This window comes from Azohydromonas aeria (assembly GCF_009760915.1).
Taxonomy (GTDB): Bacteria; Pseudomonadota; Gammaproteobacteria; order Burkholderiales; family Burkholderiaceae_C; genus Azohydromonas; species Azohydromonas aeria.
On record NZ_VIDQ01000001.1, the window covers coordinates 1 to 17,280 of the forward strand.

General features: G+C 71.2%; 17 protein-coding genes and 2 rRNA genes. 8 read left to right on the plus strand and 11 right to left on the minus strand.

Features of this window, described 5'->3' with window-relative positions:
* From FJ694_RS00005 to FJ694_RS00015, 3 genes are all read left to right on the plus strand, one after another.
* Positions 1-91 (plus strand): 23S ribosomal RNA (locus FJ694_RS00005); the annotation flags it as partial.
* A gap of 131 nt (positions 92-222) precedes the next feature.
* Positions 223-335: ribosomal RNA gene (gene rrf, locus FJ694_RS00010) — 5S ribosomal RNA — on the plus strand.
* A gap of 134 nt (positions 336-469) precedes the next feature.
* Entirely contained in the window at positions 470-1,447 is a 978-nt protein-coding gene (locus tag FJ694_RS00015; RefSeq protein WP_157263379.1) for an alpha/beta hydrolase, read from the plus strand.
* Position 1,448: 1 nt separating this feature from the next.
* On the opposite strand, the gene fusA is transcribed toward FJ694_RS00015, so the two are convergent.
* The 6 genes from fusA to FJ694_RS00045 all read right to left on the minus strand — a co-directional run bounded on the left by fusA (position 1,449) and on the right by FJ694_RS00045 (position 8,658).
* Positions 1,449-3,497, minus strand: coding sequence for an elongation factor G (gene fusA, locus FJ694_RS00020; protein WP_157263380.1), 2,049 nt, complete (start codon positions 3,495-3,497; stop codon positions 1,449-1,451).
* Positions 3,498-3,680: 183 nt separating this feature from the next.
* Entirely contained in the window at positions 3,681-4,679 is a 999-nt protein-coding gene (locus tag FJ694_RS00025) for a lysylphosphatidylglycerol synthase transmembrane domain-containing protein (RefSeq protein WP_157263381.1), read from the minus strand.
* 28 nt (positions 4,680-4,707) lie between these two features.
* A complete protein-coding gene (gene clsB, locus FJ694_RS00030) occupies positions 4,708-5,955 on the minus strand; it encodes a cardiolipin synthase ClsB (RefSeq protein WP_157263382.1) in 1,248 nt (415 codons plus the stop codon).
* On the minus strand, positions 5,952-6,839 hold the full coding sequence (locus FJ694_RS00035; RefSeq protein ID WP_157263383.1) for an endonuclease/exonuclease/phosphatase family protein: 888 nt from the start codon (positions 6,837-6,839) through the stop codon (positions 5,952-5,954). Before FJ694_RS00035 ends, clsB begins: the two co-directional genes overlap by 4 nt.
* A gap of 21 nt (positions 6,840-6,860) precedes the next feature.
* Positions 6,861-7,025, minus strand: a complete 165-nt coding sequence (locus FJ694_RS00040; RefSeq protein WP_157263384.1) for a hypothetical protein — start codon at positions 7,023-7,025, stop codon at positions 6,861-6,863.
* A gap of 145 nt (positions 7,026-7,170) precedes the next feature.
* Positions 7,171-8,658 (minus strand): AMP nucleosidase, encoded by a 1,488-nt coding sequence (locus FJ694_RS00045; RefSeq protein ID WP_157263385.1) that lies wholly within the window; start codon positions 8,656-8,658, stop codon positions 7,171-7,173.
* Positions 8,659-8,774: 116 nt separating this feature from the next.
* Here FJ694_RS00045 and minC point away from each other — a divergent pair, with 116 nt between their 5' ends.
* From minC to FJ694_RS00070, 5 genes are all read left to right on the plus strand, one after another.
* Entirely contained in the window at positions 8,775-9,515 is a 741-nt protein-coding gene (gene minC / locus FJ694_RS00050) for a septum site-determining protein MinC (protein ID WP_157263386.1), read from the plus strand.
* 62 nt (positions 9,516-9,577) lie between these two features.
* The gene (gene minD, locus FJ694_RS00055) at positions 9,578-10,393 is read left to right on the plus strand and encodes a septum site-determining protein MinD (RefSeq protein ID WP_157263387.1); all 816 of its coding nucleotides are present in this window, start codon (positions 9,578-9,580) and stop codon (positions 10,391-10,393) included.
* Between the two features lie 6 nt (positions 10,394-10,399).
* The gene (gene minE, locus FJ694_RS00060; RefSeq protein ID WP_157263388.1) at positions 10,400-10,660 is read left to right on the plus strand and encodes a cell division topological specificity factor MinE; all 261 of its coding nucleotides are present in this window, start codon (positions 10,400-10,402) and stop codon (positions 10,658-10,660) included.
* A gap of 55 nt (positions 10,661-10,715) precedes the next feature.
* Positions 10,716-11,099 carry a hypothetical protein gene (locus tag FJ694_RS00065; protein WP_157263389.1) on the plus strand — a complete coding sequence of 128 codons (384 nt, stop codon included), beginning with the start codon at positions 10,716-10,718 and terminating at the stop codon, positions 11,097-11,099.
* Positions 11,100-11,155: 56 nt separating this feature from the next.
* Positions 11,156-11,923 (plus strand): type III pantothenate kinase, encoded by a 768-nt coding sequence (locus tag FJ694_RS00070; protein ID WP_157263390.1) that lies wholly within the window; start codon positions 11,156-11,158, stop codon positions 11,921-11,923.
* 83 nt (positions 11,924-12,006) lie between these two features.
* On the opposite strand, the gene FJ694_RS00075 is transcribed toward FJ694_RS00070, so the two are convergent.
* The 5 genes from FJ694_RS00075 to FJ694_RS00095 all read right to left on the minus strand — a co-directional run bounded on the left by FJ694_RS00075 (position 12,007) and on the right by FJ694_RS00095 (position 17,274).
* Positions 12,007-12,288, minus strand: coding sequence for a DUF427 domain-containing protein (locus FJ694_RS00075; RefSeq protein WP_157263391.1), 282 nt, complete (start codon positions 12,286-12,288; stop codon positions 12,007-12,009).
* Between the two features lie 36 nt (positions 12,289-12,324).
* Entirely contained in the window at positions 12,325-13,590 is a 1,266-nt protein-coding gene (gene egtB / locus FJ694_RS00080) for an ergothioneine biosynthesis protein EgtB (RefSeq protein ID WP_157263392.1), read from the minus strand.
* Positions 13,591-13,731: 141 nt separating this feature from the next.
* Complete coding sequence (gene hslU, locus FJ694_RS00085) at positions 13,732-15,069, minus strand: ATP-dependent protease ATPase subunit HslU (protein ID WP_157263393.1); 1,338 nt, start codon at positions 15,067-15,069, stop codon at positions 13,732-13,734.
* Positions 15,070-15,125: 56 nt separating this feature from the next.
* Positions 15,126-15,686 carry an ATP-dependent protease subunit HslV gene (gene hslV / locus FJ694_RS00090; RefSeq protein ID WP_157263394.1) on the minus strand — a complete coding sequence of 187 codons (561 nt, stop codon included), beginning with the start codon at positions 15,684-15,686 and terminating at the stop codon, positions 15,126-15,128.
* A gap of 73 nt (positions 15,687-15,759) precedes the next feature.
* Positions 15,760-17,274 carry a hypothetical protein gene (locus FJ694_RS00095; protein WP_157263395.1) on the minus strand — a complete coding sequence of 505 codons (1,515 nt, stop codon included), beginning with the start codon at positions 17,272-17,274 and terminating at the stop codon, positions 15,760-15,762.
* Positions 17,275-17,280 lie beyond the last annotated feature (6 nt).

Here is a 17,280-nt window from a genome sequence, read left to right on the forward strand (position 1 = left end):
TCGTTCGAGACCAGGACGTTGATAGGCTGGGTGTGGAAGCACGGTGACGTGTTAAGCTGACCAGTACTAATTGCCCGTGAGGCTTGACCCTATAACTTTGACCAAGCGGTCAAAGACACGGTATTCAAGTTGTTCGCCAAGACGGCGACGCAATCAATACGCTGAAACGACTCTATCGAATTGGCTGTGCTGATCCAGAAATCAGCATGGCAACCAGTCAAGCCTGATGACCATAGCGAGGTGGTCCCACCCCTTCCCATCCCGAACAGGACCGTGAAACACCTCAGCGCCGATGATAGTGCGGATTCCCGTGTGAAAGTAGGACATCGTCAGGCTAATATCCCGGCAAACGCCCCGACCAACATTTGGTCGGGGCGTTTTGCTTTTGGGGTCTTGATTCCTGCATGAATACAGTTGCGGGTACGCTGGCTTGTGAAACCCTCATGAACCCCTGCGACCGGTTCGACCCATGATTGCCCGCCTGCAGCAGTTCACGACCATCGCCTGGCTGCTCGGCGCGCTGGCCTGGTTCGCCTGGGCCTGGTCGCACCAGCACCGCCTTGCCGCCGTATTGGGCACGCTGCTGCTGCTCACCCTGCACGCCGCCGTGCTGGGCCTGGAGTTGACGCTTCAATACTTCGCTTCACGCCGCGATCCGGTGCAACCCGCTTCCATCCCGGCACTGCTGAAAGCCTGGCGGGCGGAATGCATCACCGGCGTGCGCGTGTTTTGTTGGCGCCAGCCCTTTCAGCACCGCTTGGAGCCTGACCATCTGCCGTCCAAGCCCGTGGCCGCGCCCGGCGTGCTGCTGGTGCATGGGCTGGTGTGCAACCGCGGCGTCTGGATCCCCTGGCTGCGCGAGTTGCGCGGGCGCGGCATCCCGGTGCTGGCGCCCAGCCTGGAGCCGCCGTTCGGCCTGATCGACAGCTGGACACCCGCCATCGACGCGGCCGTGCGCCGCCTGCACGCCGCCACCGGCCGGCCGGTATTGATCGTCGCGCACAGCCTGGGCGGCCTCGCGGTGCGCGCCTGGCTGCGCAACGGCGGCGATCCGGCGCTGGTGCAGCGCGTGGTCACGGTCGCCTCGCCGCACCGTGGCACCTGGCTGGCGCGCTTCGGCTTCACGCCCAACGCGCGCCAGTTGCGGCTGGACAGCCCCTGGCTGCAGGCGCTGGCGCGCGACGAGGCGGACCGGCCGCATGGCGTGCCGCTGAGCTGCTTCTTCAGCGACTGCGACAACGTGGTGTTCCCACCCTCGGTGGCCGCGCTGCCGGGCGCGGAGAACCGGCTGCTGCGCGGCTGGGCACATGTGGACCTGCTCGATGCGCCGGAGTTGCTGGAGGCGGTGCTGGCCTACGCCGCGGCCGACGGCGGGGCGGCTGCGCCAGCCGCGGCCCGGGCTGCCGCCGGCGCTTCCCGGCGCAGCGGCACGGCCCCGGGCCGGTGAATCACTCCTCGTCGCGCACCTTGAACTGGCCGACCAGCTGCTGCTGCGTGTTGGGCGGCACCGGGTCGTAGTGCGACAGCGCCAGCGTGTAGCGGCCCTGGCCGCTGGTCATGGCGTTCAGGCGCGACTGGTAGTTGCTCAGCTCGGACAGCGGCACCTGCCCGCGCACCAGCATCGTCCCGACCGCGCCGTTCTGCGTGCCGCTGACCTGGCCGCGGCGCGACGACAGGTCGCCGGTGATGTCGCCCATGGCGCTGTCCGGCGCCAGGATCTCCACGTTGACGATCGGCTCCAGCACGATCGGCCGCGCCTCGCGGATCGCCGCCATGAATGCCTTGCGCCCGGCGGTGACGAAGGCGATTTCCTTGCTGTCCACGCTGTGGCTCTTGCCGTCGAGCACGACCACGCGCACGTCCACTACCGGGTAGCCGGCGATGGCACCCGAGGCCAGCACCTCGCGCACGCCCTTTTCCACGGCGGGGATGAACTGCCCGGGAATCGCGCCGCCCTTGACCTGGTCCACGAACTCGAAGCCCGCGCCGCGCGGCAGCGGCTCCACGCGCAGCATCACCTCGCCGAACTGGCCGGCGCCGCCGCTCTGCTTCTTGTGGCGGTGGTGCCCCTCGGCCGGGGCGGTGATGGTCTCGCGGTAGGCGATGCGCGGCGGCCGCGTCTGCACCTCGAACTTGTAGACCTCGCGCAGCCGCTCCAGCAGCATGCGCAGGTGCAGCTCGCCCAGGCCGTAGACGATGGTCTCGTTGGTGGTGGGCACGTGCTCGACCTTCAGGCACGGGTCCTCGTCGAGCAGCTTGGTCAGGATCTCCCACATGCGCTGCTCGTCGCCGTGGCGCTTGGGCTCGATCGCCAGGCCGTGCACCGGCACCGGGAAGTCCAGCGGCTGCAGGTGGATGTGGTCGTCCTCGGCCGCGTCGTGCAGCACCGCGTCGAAGTGCAGCTCGTCGATCTTGGCCACCGCGCACAGGTCGCCCGGCAGCGCCTTCTGCACTTCCACGTGCTCCTTGCCCTGCAGCATGAAGAGGTGGTTCACCTTGAAGGGCTTGCGGCCGTCGCCGATGTAGAGCTGGCTGTCGCGGGTGAGGGTGCCCTGGTGCACGCGGAAGATGCCCATCTTGCCGACGTAGGGGTCCACCGTGACCTTGAAGACGTGCGCCAGCACGTGCATTGACGGGTCGGGCTTGGCTTCCAGCGGCCTGGCGTCCTCGCCCTCGCCCTTGAGGAAGGCCGGCGGGTTGCCTTCGCCCGGGTGCGGCAGCAGCTTCACGATCACGTCGAGCAGCTGCGCCAGGCCGGTGCCGGTGCGCGCGGAGACGAAGCACACCGGGATCAGATGGCCCTCGCGCAGCGCCTGCTCCAGCGGCGCGTGCAGCTCGGTGGCGTCCACGTCACCGTCGTTGAGGTAGCGCTCGACGAACTCCCCGTCCACCTCCACCACCTGCTCCACCAGCGCGCGGTGCGCGTCCTCGACGGCGCCGAAGTCGGTCGTGCCCTCACGGTTGAAGAAGCAGTCCACCACCTGGGCGCCGCCCCCGGCCGGCAGGTTCAGCGGCAGGCACTCGCGGCCGAAGGTTTCCTTGATCTGGTCCAGCAGGCCGGCCAAGTCCACGCCCTGCGCGTCGATCTTGTTCACGATGATCAGGCGGTCGAGGCGCCGCTGGGCCGCGTACTCCATCATGCGCACCGTCATCGGCTCGATGCCGGTGGCGGCGTTAACGACCACCGCGGCCGTCTCCACCGCTTCCAGCGCCGGCAGCGACTGGCCGACGAAGTCCGGCGCCCCCGGCGTGTCGATGAAGTGGACCCGCGTGCCCTGGTGGTCCAGGTGCATCAGCGCCGAGTTCAGGGAGTGCTGCATGCGGCGCTCCAGCGGGTCGAAGTCGCTGACCGTGCTGCCCCGCTCCAGGCTGCCCGGCGCGCCGATGGCGCCGGCGTGGTGCAGCAGCGCCTCGGCCAGGGAGGTCTTGCCGGAGGCGGCCGCGCCCACGAGGGCCAGGGTGCGGATGGCGGCGACGGAAGTGGATGGGCTCGACATGCTGGGTCTCCTTGTGCGCCGGCCCCGCGGCTGGCGCTGCTGAGGTGGTGGAAATCCAGCGTACGGGATCGCCCCGGGGCGCACAAGGCACGTGCCTTGCGCCATGTCGTGGTGCATGGCATGGGCGTTTGTGCCCGGTCAACGCCCTTTCAGTGCCTCCCTCGATGCCCCCCGATACCCCCCTCAATGCCCGCGCACCGGGCGCGGCGCCGCTGCCCGCGCCGCGGCCGCGCTGTGCCGCAGCCGCGCCTCCAGTCCCAGGTAGACCAGCGCCGCCACCGCCAGCGGCAGCAGGTAGAACAGCGCCCGGTAGGCCAGCAGCGCGGCCAGCAGCTGGGCCTCGCCCTCGCGCCCGGCCAGCAGCGTCAGGAAGGCCGCTTCCAGCACGCCCAGGCCCGCGGGCACGCGCAGCGCGATCACGGCGATGCTGGCCAGCATCAGCGCGCCCAGCACCGTCGGGTAGTCCACGCCGCCGTGCAGCAGCACGTACAGCACCCCTGCGACCAGCGCCCAGTGCGTGGCCGCCAGCGCCACCTGCGCGAAGGCCAGGCGCGCGCGCGGCAGCTCCAGCCGGTGCCCGCGCAGCACCCACAGCCGCTTGCGCGACCAGCGGCACGCCACCAGGTACAGCCCCACCGCCGCGCACAGGCCCGCGCCCACGCCGCGCAGCGCGTGGCCGCTCAGCGGGGCGTCCGGCGGCAGCTGCACCCAGCCGCTGAGGAACACGGCGCCCGCCAGCGCGGCGAAGCCGATCCAGTTGGTGAGCAGGCTGAAGCCCCAGACGCGCACGATGGTCGCCATCGGCAGCCCCTGGCGCGCGTACAGCCGCAGCCGCAGCGCCACGCCGCCCACCATCGCGCCCAGGTTGAGGTTGGCGGCGAAGCTGACAAAGGCGGTAGCCGCCACCCGCCCCGGCGCCAGGCGGTGCCCGCTGTAGAAGCGGCCGAGCAGGTCGTAGCCGGTATAGAGCGCGTGCGCCACCGCCGCGCTGAGCGCGGCCAGCGCCAGCGTGCCGGGCCGGTAGTCCAGCAGCGCGGCCCAGGCCGCGGCCCAGTCCAGGCTGCGCGCGCGCCAGGCGATGAAGGACAGCAGCGCCAGCAGCGCCAGCGCCAGCAGCGGCCGGCGCACCCGTCCCCACACGGAAGCCAGGTGCCGGTGCGCGTGCAGCGGGCCGCGGGTCATGGCGCGTGCCACGATGGCATGCCCGGTGTCAGCGCTCGACCTGGCGCAGCGCCTCGGGCGGGATGTCCACCTGGCGCCGCCCGATGAAGGAGCGGACGAACTTGCCGTCGCGCGGCAGCGCGTCGGCCCAGCTCGGGAAGTGGCGCAGCAGGTGGAAGGCGACGGCGCTGGTGAGGTAGCGCCACATCGTGCGCTTGGGCAGCGCGTCGTGCGCCATCTCGCGGCACTCGTTGTCGATCAGCCGCTGCAGCCGCCGCCGCAGCTCGGCGGCGAAGCCGGTGTCGCGGATCAGCAGGTTCGCCTCCAGGTTGAGCGACAGGCTCAGCGGGTCGAGGTTGCTGGAGCCGACCGTGGCCCATTCGCCGTCCACCACCGCCACCTTGCCGTGCAGCGGGCGCCTGCAGTACTCGTGCACGTGCACGCCGTCCTTGACCAGCGAGTGGTAGAGCAGCCGCGCGCCGATGCGCACGATCGCCATGTCGGGCTCGCCCTGCAGGATCAGGTGCACGTCCACCCCGCGGCGCGCGGCGCGGCGCAGGTCGCGCAGCAGCCGGAAGCCGGGGAAGAAGTAGGCATTGGCGATGACGATCTCGCGCCGCGCGGTGCGGATGGCCATGCGGTAGCAGCGCTCGATGTCGTTGGTGTGGCGCTCGTTGTCGCGCGTCACCAGCGCCGCGTGCGCCTCGCCCGCGGCGGGCAGCTGCACCGGCGCCACCTTCGGCGCGCGGCGGAAGCCCTGCCGCACCCAGCCCATGAGCGCGCTGCGCACCGGCGCCAGCACCTGGTGCACGAAGCCGTGCAGCTGCGCCACCACCGGGCCGTGGACCTGCACCGCGTAGTCCTGCTTGGATTCCGGGCCGCTGGACAGCAGGTGGTCCTCGGAGAAGTTGATGCCGCCGATGAAGGCGGTTTCCCCGTCGATGACCACGATCTTGCGGTGCATGCGGCGCACGAGGTTGTAGCGCAGGCCCAGCAGCCGCGGGCGCGGGTCGTAGACGTGCAGCCGCACGCCGGCGTCGGTGAGCGCGCCGATGAACTCCGGCGTCAGGTCGGGCGAGCCGTAGCCGTCCACCGTCAGGTCCACCTGCACGCCGCGGCGCGCCACTTCCAGCAGCACCGCGTGCAGCTGCTGCCCGACCGGGTCGTCGAACAGGATGAAGGTCTCGATCACCACCTCGCGCCTGGCCGCGGCAATGGCGGCGAACACGCGCGGGAAGTACTCCTCGCCGTTTTCCAGCAGTTCGATGCGGTTGCCCGCGTTCCATTTCAGTTTCACAACATCACCTCCGCTGCCAGTGGCGCGTGGTCGGACAGGTGTGACCACGGCCGCTTGGGCAATCCGATGGGGGCATGGCGCAGGTTGCGCACGTAAATCCGGTCCAGCCGCAGCACCGGGTGCCGGGCCGGGAAGGTGCGCGGCGTCCGGCCATGGGCGTGCTCGTGCACCTCCTGCAGCCCGAGCTCGTCCTGCAGCCGCTGGTGCGCGCACAGCCGCCAGTCGTTGAAGTCGCCGGCGATCACCAGCGGCGCCTGCGCCGGCACGGCCTCGCGCAGCAGCTCGCCCAGCAGGTCGACCTGGCGCTGGCGCTGCGCCTCCTTGAGCCCCAGGTGCACGCAGATGGCGTGCAGCGGGTATTCCGAGCCCGGCATCTCCAGCTCGCAGTGCAGCAAGCCGCGCTTCTCGTCGCCGTCGAAATCCGCGCTCACGTCCACGTTGCGGTGGCGCAGGATCGGGAATTTCGAGAGCAGCGCATTGCCGTGGTGCCCGGCCGGCGACACCGCGTTGCGCCCGTAGGCATGCTGGTGCCAGATGGTGTCGGCCAGGAACTCGTACTGCGGCATGCGCATCAGCGCCGTGCCCACGCTCGCGGCCGTGCCGGCGGACGACGCGGCCGAGCCGCGGCCGCCGATGCGTCGCGCGGCGCGGCCGGCGATGCGGCGCACAGGCCCCAGGTCGTGGCGGTGCGAGGCGGCGCCGGCCACCTCCTGCAGGAACACGATGTCGGCGGACGTGGCGCGCACCGCCTCGCGCATCTCGGCGAGCACGTAGCGGCGGTTCATGGCCGTGAAACCCTTGTGCAGGTTCAGCGTCAGCACGCGCAGGTGCGGCGCGCCGTCCACCACGGGTTCGTCATGGCGCAGCGGGACCGGCAGTCGCATCGCGGCTCGGCTCCCCGTGCTTCAGTGCTGCCGCAGCGCGTGGGCGCTGCAGACGCCGGCGGCGGGGGGCTGCTCTTCAACGGGGGCGGCGACCGGGTCGTCGTCGAGCGGCAGGTCGTCCATGCCGGGCTCGCCGCCGTAGAACCAGCGCTGGATGCCGTCCAGCCGGTCGTGCACGTCGTTCATGGCTTGCTCCTGAATGCTTGGCATCACTGGGAGCAATGGTTGCGCCCGGCGGTGCGCGCGTCAGGCAGCAGCCGCCGCGTCCGGACGTAGGAAGCGGCCTACCCGAGCCCCTCCCGGGGCCGGGCGGCGCAGAAGGGGCGGCGCCTTACTGGAAGGCGACTTCGTTGAAGCTGCGCAGCTTGCGGCTGTGCAGCTGGTCCAGGCGCTGGCGGCGCAGGATGTCGATGGCGCGCATGCCGATGCGCAGGTGCTGGTCCACGCGCTCGCGGTAGAACTGGTTGGCCATGCCGGGGAGCTTGATCTCGCCGTGCAGGGGCTTGTCCGAGACGCACAGCAGCGTGCCGTAGGGCACGCGGAAGCGGAAACCGTTGGCAGCGATGGTGGCCGACTCCATGTCCAGCGCCACGGCGCGGCTCTGGCTGAAGCGTTGCTCGGGGCCCGGATGCGGCAGCAGCTCCCAGTTGCGGTTGTCGGTGGAGGCCACGGTGCCGGTGCGCAGGATGCGCTTGAGCTCGAAGCCGCGCAGCTGCGTCACGTCCTCCACCGCCTGCTCCAGCGCCACCTGGATCTCCGCCAGCGCGGGGATCGGCACCCACAGCGGCAGCTCCTCGTCGAGCACGTGGTCCTCTCGCACGTAGCCGTGGGCCAGCACGTAGTCGCCGAGCTGCTGCGTGTTGCGCAGCCCCGCGCAGTGGCCGAGCATGATCCAGGCGTGCGGGCGCAGCACGGCGACGTGGTCGGTGATGGTCTTGGCGTTGGCCGGCCCGACGCCGATGTTGACCATGGTGATGCCGCTGCGGTCCGGCCGCACCAGGTGGTAGGCCGGCATCTGCGGCAGCCGCGGCGGGGCCGCGCCCAGCGCGTCGTGCGGCTGCGCCGGGTGGCCCGCGCGGCGCGTGACGACGTTGCCCGGCTCGATGAAGGCGCAGTAGCCGTCGGCCACCTCGTCGCCGTCGGGCGCGGCCATCAGGCTGCGGCCCAGGCGCACGAACTCGTCGATGTAGAACTGGTAGTTCGTGAACAGCAGGAAGTTCTGGAAATGCTCCGGCGCCGTGCCGGTGTAGTGGCGCAGCCGGTGCAGCGAGTAGTCCACGCGCGGTCCGGTGAAGAGCGCCAGCGGCATGGGCTGGCCCGGGGGCACGCCGTGGGTGCCGTTGGCGATGCCGTCGTCCATGGCCGCGAGGTCGGGCAGGTCGAACAGGTCGCGCATGCGCTGGCGCCGCTCGACGCTCATCGTGCCCTCGATGTGGTCGTGCTCGGCGAAGGAGAAGTGGATCGGGATGGGCTGCGTGCTCATGCCCACTTCCAGTGCCACGCCGTGGTTGCGCAGCAGCAGCTCGAACTGCTCCAGGTAGTAGTCGCCGAAGAGGTCGGGGCGCGTGAGCGTGGTCTCGTAGCTGCCCGGGCCGGCCACGAAGCCGTAGGCCAGGCGCGAGTCGGCGCGCGCCACCGTGTCGACGTGGATGCGCGCGAACGGGTAGCAGGCGCGCACCCGGCGCGCCGGGTCGGTGCCGGCCACGAATTCCTGCAGCGACTGGCGCAGGTGCGTGATGCCGATGTCGTAGATGTGGCGCGCGTGCGCCAGGGCGGCGGCCGCGTCGGTGAAGGATTGGGTCGCGATGAGCGTGGGCATGGGCCATTGTGGCCCGCACGCCTTGTTGCTGCAGCGCAGCGAATACTTGCGGCAACAGCGGTCTGGCCGCTGTGGCGGACCGCTAAACTGCCTACCTTTTAGGCTGGTTCCGCCCCATGGCCGCTGTTTCCGCCGGAGTGACGTCCCCGTTCGACCTCAGAAGCGCCTCGCTGACGCTGCTGGCGCTGCTGCTCAAGAGCACCGACCTGAAGCTGCTGGCGGCGGAGCTGGCGCAGCGCTTGGCCGACACGCCCGAGCTCTTCAACCAGGAACCCGTGCTGGTGGACCTGGCGGCCGTGCGTGACGACCCGACGCCGCTGGACATGGAGGCGCTGGTCAAGCTGTTGCGCCGCCACCGCATGCTCCCTGTGGCCGCGCGCGGCGGCAGCCCGGCGCAGATGGAGGCGGCGGCCGCCGCCGGGCTGGGCGACTCGCCCGACGCCGTGCCGCTGACGCCGCGTGCCGAAACCGTGCGCGAAGTGGTGCGCGAGGTCGTGCGCGAGGTGCAGGTGCCCGTGGGCGGCACGGCGATGCTGGTGGACAAGCCGCTGCGCTCGGGCCAGCAGGTCTACGCCCGCAGCGGCGACCTAGTGGTGCTGGCGCAGGTGAACTGCGGCGCGGAAGTGATTGCCGACGGCAGCGTGCATGTGTACGCGCCGCTGCGCGGCAAGGTGGTGGCGGGTGCGCGTGGCGACACCACGGCGCGCATCTACACCACCTGCCTGGAGCCGGAACTGATCTCGATTGCCGGTACCTACCGCACCGCAGAGAACCCGCTGCCCGCCGACGTGCTGGGCAAGCCGGCGATGGTGCGGCTGGAAGGGGAGAAGCTGGTGATCGAGCCGATCAAGATCTAGCGCGCGGGGGGCGCGCTGCTGTAACTACACACCGAACCGACAGCTGAAAGGATGTACCTGAGATGGCCAGAATCGTCGTCGTGACCTCCGGCAAGGGCGGGGTCGGCAAGACCACGACCAGCGCGAGCTTCTCCTCCGGCCTGGCCCTGCGCGGCCACAAGACGGCCGTCATCGATTTCGACGTCGGGTTGCGCAACCTGGACCTGATCATGGGTTGCGAGCGCCGCGTCGTGTACGACCTCATCAACGTCATCAACGGCGAGGCCAACCTCCACCAGGCGCTGATCAAGGACAAGCACTGCGACAACCTCTACGTGCTGCCGGCCTCGCAGACGCGCGACAAGGACGCGCTGACCAAGGAAGGCGTGGAGCGCGTGCTGGCCGACCTGGCCGAGCAGGGCTTCGAGTACATCGTCTGCGACTCGCCCGCGGGCATCGAGAGCGGCGCGATGCTGGCCATGCACTTCGCCGACGAGGCGCTGGTGGTGACCAACCCCGAGGTGTCCTCGGTGCGCGACTCGGACCGCATCCTGGGCATGCTGGGCTCCAAGACGCGCCGCGCCATCAACGGCGACACGCCCATCAAGGAGCACCTGCTCATCACGCGCTACAACCCGCTGCGCGTGGAGGACGGCCAAATGCTCTCGCTGCAGGACATCCAGGACATCCTGCGCATCGAGCTCATCGGCGTGATCCCGGAATCCGAGGTCGTGCTGCAGGCGTCGAACCAGGGCGTGCCGGTGGTCCACATGAATGGCACGGACGTTGCCGAGGCCTACAAGGACGTGGTGGACCGCTTCCTGGGGGAGCAAAAGCCCATGCGCTTCACCGACGCGGTCAAGCCCGGCTTCTTCAAGCGACTTTTCGGCGGGAGGTAACGCGTCATGAGCTTTCTGTCCTTCCTGATGGGCGAGAAGAAGCGCTCGGCCAACGTCGCCAAGGAGCGGCTGCAGATCATCCTGGCGCACGAGCGCAACGGCCGCAGCCGCAGCCCCGACTACCTGCCCGCGCTGCAGCGCGAGCTGCTGGCGGTGATCACGAAATACGTGGCCATCAGCTCCGACGACATCAAGGTGCACTTGGAGCGGCAGGACAACCTGGAAGTACTGGAAGTCAAGATCGAGCTGCCCGAGGCCGCGCGCTGAGGGCCAGCCCCGGGCAGCAGCAGGCAGTACTGAACTGAACTGAACGGCACAGGCCATGGGTTGGCTCAGCGCACTCAAGCTCGTGCCCTGGTCCGAGGTGATCGAGGCCGCCCCCGGCCTGGTGCGCGGCGCGCGCCGCATGTTCGCCCACAGCCAGGACCTTTCCTCCGGCGCCGAGGAGGCCGCCGCGGCGGCCACGCCGGCCGCGGCCGACCCCGACTCCGCCGCGGCGTTGCGGGCGCAATTGCAGCAAGTCTCGGCACGGCTTGAAGCGCTGGCCCGCCAGCAGCAGGACAGCGCCGCGCTCATCGAGTCCCTCACCGAGCACAACGCGCGGCTGGTGGAAGCCGTGCAGGTGCTGCGCCTGCGCCAGCGCTGGCTCGCGGGCGGCATCGCCGCGCTGGCCGTGGCGGTGCTGGCGCTGGCCCTGTGGCGCTGAACAAGCCTTGATCCCGTTCAGCGGCGCCGTCGTTTCACCCTGATACCCTCGCCGCCATGAGTTTCCTGGCCATCGACATCGGCAACACGCGGCTCAAGTGGGCGCTGTACGCCGCTCCCCAACCCGGCGCGGCCGTCCTGGCGCAGGGCGCGGCATTCCTGGAGACCATCGACGAGCTGGCCGAGTCGCAGTGGAAGGGACTGCAGCCGCCGAGCTCGATGCTGGGCTGCAACGTCGCCGGCGACGCCGTGCGCCGGCGCGCCGAGGAGCAGCTGGAGCTGTGGGACATCGCGCCGCGCTGGGCCGTGTCCAACGCCCGCGACGGTGGCGTGCGCAACGGCTACGACCATCCCGGGCGCCTGGGCGCCGACCGCTGGGTGGCGCTCATCGGCGCGCGCGCGCATGCGCTGTCCCGCGGCGTGGACGGCCCGGTGCTGGTGGTGATGGTGGGCACCGCGGTGACGGTGGACGCCCTCGACGGCGAGGGCCGCTTCCTCGGCGGGCTGATCCTGCCGGGCCACGGCATCATGCTGCGCGCCCTGGAGAGCGGCACCGCCGGGCTGCATGTGCCCACCGGCGAGGTGCGCGACTTCCCCACCAACACCTCCGACGCGCTCACCAGCGGCGGTACCTTCGCCATCACCGGCGCCATCGAGCACATGCACCGGCGGCTGCAGCGCCACTGCGGCCGCGCGCCCATCACCGTCATGACCGGCGGCGCGGGCTGGAAGGTGGCGCCCCACCTGGACGTCGAGCACGAGCTGGTCGAGTCGCTGATCTTCGACGGTCTGCTGGCGCTGCAGGCGCACCGGCTGGCGCTGTAGGCCGCCGGTCTTGTCCCCCCGGACATCCGGCGCGGCCGGGTTGCGCGGCAACCGGCCGGGGGCTGCATGGGGGTACGCGTCACTTACTCCGTGACCTGCACGCCCTTCCAGAACGCGATGCGGCCCTTGATCTCGGCCGCGGCCTCGCTGGGCTCGGGGTAGTACCAAGCGGCCTCGGGGTTCAGGTCGCCGTTGACCAGCAGCGACCAGTAGCGCGCCTGGCCCTTCCACGGGCAGCTCGTGCGGTGGTTGCTCGCCAGCAGGTATTCGCGCTTGACGGCGCTTTCGGGGAAATAGTGGTTGCCCTCCACCAGCACGGTGTCGTCGCTCTCGGCGATCACCTCGCCGTTCCAGATCGCTTTCATCGGTTCACCTCCTGACTGACATGGTCGCGGCGCGGCTCAGGGCGCATCGCGCGCCAGCCGCACGCCCGTGAACTGCCAGCGCGCCGCCGCCGGAAAGAAGTTGCGATAGCTCGGCCGCACGTGGCCGGCCGGGCTGGCGCAGCTGCCGCCGCGCAGCACGTTCTGGCCGACCATGAACTTGCCGTTGTACTCGCCCACCGCGCCGGCCAGCGGCTGGAAGCCCGGATAGGGCTCGTAGCCCGAACGTGTCCACTGCCACACGGCGTCGTCGAGCTGCAGCAGCCCGGGGCCGTCGGCGGCCGGGCGCGGGTGCAGGTGCTCCGCCAGCGATTTCCCGGCGGGGGCTGCCGCGGCAGGCTGTGCCTGCGCCGCCGCCTCCCACTCGGCCTCGGTCGGCAGCCGCGCGCCGGCCCACTGCGCGTAGGCCGCCGCCTCGTAGAGGTTGAGGTGGCAGGCGGGCTCGGCGCGGTCCAGCGGGCGCGGGCCGCGCAGCGTGAAGAGCAGGCCGTCCTGCGGATGCCAGTACGCCGGCGCGGCCACGCCGCCGGCCTGCACCCAGGCCCAGCCGTCGCTGAGCCAGAGCTCGGGTCGGCGGTAGCCGCCGTCGGCGATGAAGTCCAGGAACTCGCCGCAGCTCACCGGGCGGTTCGCCAGCCGGTAGGGCTCCAGCCAGACGCGGTGGCGCGGGCCCTCGTTGTCGAAGGCGAAGCCCGTGCCGGCGTGGCCGATCTCGGCAAGGCCCCCCTCGAAGTCCAGCCAGCGCAGCGGCGGCGCCTCGGCGGCGGCGGCCGCCGCCGGCGCTGCTTCGGGAGCGAGGTAGGCCGGCTGCAGCGGGTTGAGCGACAGCAGGTGCTTCACGTCCGTGACGATCAGCTCCTGGTGCTGCTGCTCGTGCTGCAGGCCCAGTTCGATCAGCGCCGCCGCGGCATTGAAGGCCTCTTCCGCGCCGGCCTCGACGAACTCCTGCAGCGCCGCGTCCACGTGCCGGCGGTAGTCCAGCACCTCGGCCAGCGCCGGGCGCGAGAGCAGGCCGCGCTGCGGGCGCGGATGGCGCGGGCCCAGCGCCTCGTAGTAGGAATTGAAGAGGTAGGCGAAGCGCGCGTCGAAGGCGCGGTAGCCCGCGCAGTGCGGCGAGAGCACCAGCGTCTCGAAGAACCAGCTGGTGTGCCCCAGGTGCCACTTGACGGGGCTGGCGTCGGGCATGGACTGCAGCGCGCAGTCCTCGGCCGAGAGCGGCTGCGCCAGCGCCAGGCTGTGCGCGCGCACCGCCTGGAGGCGGCGCAGCAGTCGGGAACGGTCCATCGCTCGGGAGTCTCCTTTCGCGGCCGTCAATGCGACGCGGCGTACACCGGGCACGCAGCGCGGCAGCGCGGGCCGGCCGCCTCCGGGGCAAGCGGCCGGCCCGGGCTTGCACCGGGGAGTCACCGGCGATTCACCGGCGATTCACAGGATGAAGCGCGACAGGTCCTCGTTGCGCGAGAGCTCGCCGAGCTTGGCATCCACCGCCGCGGCATCGATCGTGACGGTCTGGCCGGAGAGGTTGGGCGCGTCGAAGCTGACCTCGTCGAGCAGCCGCTCCATCACCGTGGCCAGGCGCCGCGCGCCGATGTTCTCGGTGCGCTCGTTCACGTCGTAGGCGATCTGCGCCAGGCGCCGGATGCCTTCGGGCGCGATCTCCAGCGTCACGCCCTCGGTGGCCAGCAGCGCCTGGTACTGCTTCACCAGGCTGGCGTGGGTGGACTTGAGGATGGCCTCGAAGTCGTCCACCGACAGCGAGCCCAGCTCGACGCGGATCGGGAAACGCCCCTGCAGCTCCGGGATCAGGTCGCTGGGCTTGGCCAGGTGGAAGGCGCCCGAGGCGATGAAGAGGATGTGGTCGGTGCGCACCATGCCGTACTTGGTGTTGACGGTGGTGCCCTCGACCAGCGGCAGCAGGTCGCGCTGCACGCCCTGGCGCGAGACGTCGGCGCCGCGCGACTCGCCGCTGCCGGCAACCTTGTCGATCTCGTCGATGAAGACGATGCCGTTGCCCTCGGCATTGGCCAGCGCGGCGGTCTTGATCTCGTCCTCGTTGACGAGCTTGGCCGCTTCCTCCTCGACCAGCAGCTTCAGCGCCTCGGCGATGGGCAGCTTGCGCGTGTGGCGCTTGGCCTGGCCGAACTGCGAGAACAGGCCCTTGAGCTGCTCGGCCATCTCCTCCATGCCCTGCGGGCCCAGGATCTCCAGCGCGGGGCGGTGGTCGGCGACCTCGATCTCGATTTCCTTGTCGTTGAGCGTGCCCTCGCGCAGCCGCTTGCGCATGCCCTGGCGCGCGGCGTTGTCGGCGGGCGGCTCGGCCGGGGTCAGGCCGAAGCCGGGGTGGCGCGGCGGCGGCACCAGGATGTCGAGCACGCGGTCCTCGGCGGCGTCCTCGGCCTGGGTGCGCTTGGCGCGGATCTGGCGCTCGCGCTCCTGCTTCACGGCCACGTCCACCAGGTCGCGCACGATGGTGTCCACGTCCTTGCCGACGTAGCCGACCTCGGTGAACTTGGTGGCCTCGACCTTGATGAAGGGCGCGTCGGCCAGCCGCGCCAGGCGCCGGGCGATCTCGGTCTTGCCCACGCCGGTGGGGCCGATCATCAGGATGTTCTTGGGCGTGATCTCCGCGCGCAGCTTCTCGTCCACCTGCTGGCGGCGCCAGCGGTTGCGCAGCGCGATGGCCACCATGCGCTTGGCCTGGGCCTGGCCGACGATGTGGCGGTCGAGCTCGGAGACGATTTCCTGGGGGGTCATGGCGCTCATGGCGGGACTCACGGGGGAAGGGTTGTCGGACGGCACGCTGGGAATGGCCCCTGGTGTCAGGCGCCGGCCGCGGGAGCGGCGGTGCCCAGGGTTTCGATGACGTGGTTCTGGTTGGAGTAGATGCAGATGTCGCCGGCGATCTGCAGCGACTGCTTGACGATCTCCGCGGGCGACATCTGCGTGTGCTGCAGCAGCGCGCGCGCCGCGGACTGCGCATAGGCGCCGCCGGAGCCGATGGCCACGATGCCGTGCTCGGGCTCGAGCACGTCGCCGTTGCCGGTGATGATCAGCGACGTTTCCTTGTCGGCCACGGCCAGCATGGCTTCGAGGCGGCGCAGCACGCGGTCGGTGCGCCAGTCCTTGGTCAGCTCGACAGCGGCGCGCACCAGGTGGCCCTGGTGCTTCTCCAGCTTGCCCTCGAAGCGCTCGAAGAGCGTGAAGGCGTCGGCCGTGGCGCCGGCGAAGCCGGCCAGGACCTGGTCGCGGTAGAGGCGGCGCACCTTGCGCGCGCTGGACTTGACGACGATGTTGCCCAGCGTCACCTGGCCGTCGCCGCCCAGGGCGACGAGCGGGCCGCGGCGCACGCTGAGGATGGTGGTGCCGTGAAAGGATTCCATGGGATCGGGGTTTCGGGCGGCGCCAGGGCCGCGGGTGGCGCCGTCCGGCGCACAGGGCGCGGACGGCGGGCTCTCAGGTGCTGTGCACGCGCACGCGCGCGTGCTCGTTGATGCCCATCGCGCCCAGCAGCAGCGCGACGAGGCGGTGAGCGTCGCAGAAATGCAGGCTGCGGTGCTCCTGGCGCCGCGCCACGACCCATTTGAGCAGGTCGCCGGCGGCGTTGAAGTCCACCCGCACCAGCCGTGCGCAGCATACGTTGACGCTGGCGGCGTCGCCGAGCTGCTGCTGCAGCCGGCCGAGGGTCGAGCTGATGTCGCCGGTGAGCTGGCCGGCGAGCTCCAGCTCGGCCACGGCCTCGGCGCCGTAGTGCAGCGAGGAGTCGAAGCCGCTGGCCACCACGGACAGCAGCGTGGAGGGCGGCGGCAGCGAGGACACCGGCGCGGGCGCGCCGTCGCGCGTCAGCCGCACGCGGCAGGCCGGCGCCTCCCAGGGCGGGGGCGAGATCTCGTAGGTGATGCAGTAGTCGATGGCGGCCTCGTCAAAGGCCTGCGCGCGGTGCAGCAGCCGCAGCGCCTGCAGCCGCAGCAGCCACAGCGCCGGGTCGGTGTCGCGCACGCCTGCGGGCGTGGCCTCGCGCAGGCGCTGCAGCAGCGTCTCGCTGCCCAGCCAGTGCAGCTGCAGCGGCTGGCTGGCCCATTCCTGCAGCAGCGGCGCCAGCAGCGCCGGGGCGTCGGCGTGCACGTGCTGCAGCCCGGACCACTCCAGCAGCCACGGCGCGGGCATGCGCCGCACATGCTCCTGCAGCCGCCGCACCGCTGCGGCGTCGAGCACCGCCGGGCAGACCCAGCCCTGGCCCGGCTGCGCCGCGGCGCAGCCCTGCGGCGGCTGCAGCGCCAGGCGCTGCGGCAGCGAGAACCATTGCGGGGGGGAGCGGTGGAAGCGCTGCGCGAACTCGGCCGCGAGCGTTTCGAAGGAGGCCTGCGCGCCGGTGGCGCGGTAGAGGTCGAGCCGCACCAGCCAGGTGTCGGGATGGTTGAAGCGCAGTCCGCCCGGGCCGGTGAGCTCGGCCAGCAGCTGCTCGCAGCGCACGAACTCGCCGTTGGCGAAGGCGATGACGGCCTCGTCGAGCAGCGGGTCCTGCGCCACCTCGGTGCTGGCGGCAGTGGGGAAGCCCGCAGGCGCGGGCTCCAGCATGGCCAGGGGCCGCGCCGGCGCGCGCGCCAGCAGCCGGCTGGCGGACGCGGCATCGCCCACCATCTGCTGCTCGATCGCGTCGATCTTGGCCTTGACGCCGTACTCCGGCGGCAAGGCGCCGGCGCTGTCGGCGCGTGGCTCGGTGTCGAGCTGCAGGGCGTCGAGCGGGACGCCGCTGGACAGGCCCTCGCGGCGCAGCTTGCGCAGCATGTCGAATTCGCGCTTGCGCACGAAGTCGTTGCGGCGCTTGCGCTCGATCATGGCCTTGAGCTCGGAGCGCTCCAGGCCCATGAGCGTGCTGTCTTCGGCCGGGCTGTCGCCCTCGGCGCCGCCGGTGGACACGAAACGCGCCACCTTGCGCAGGAAGCTCGTGCCGTCCTTCGGCTCGGCCATGGGGAC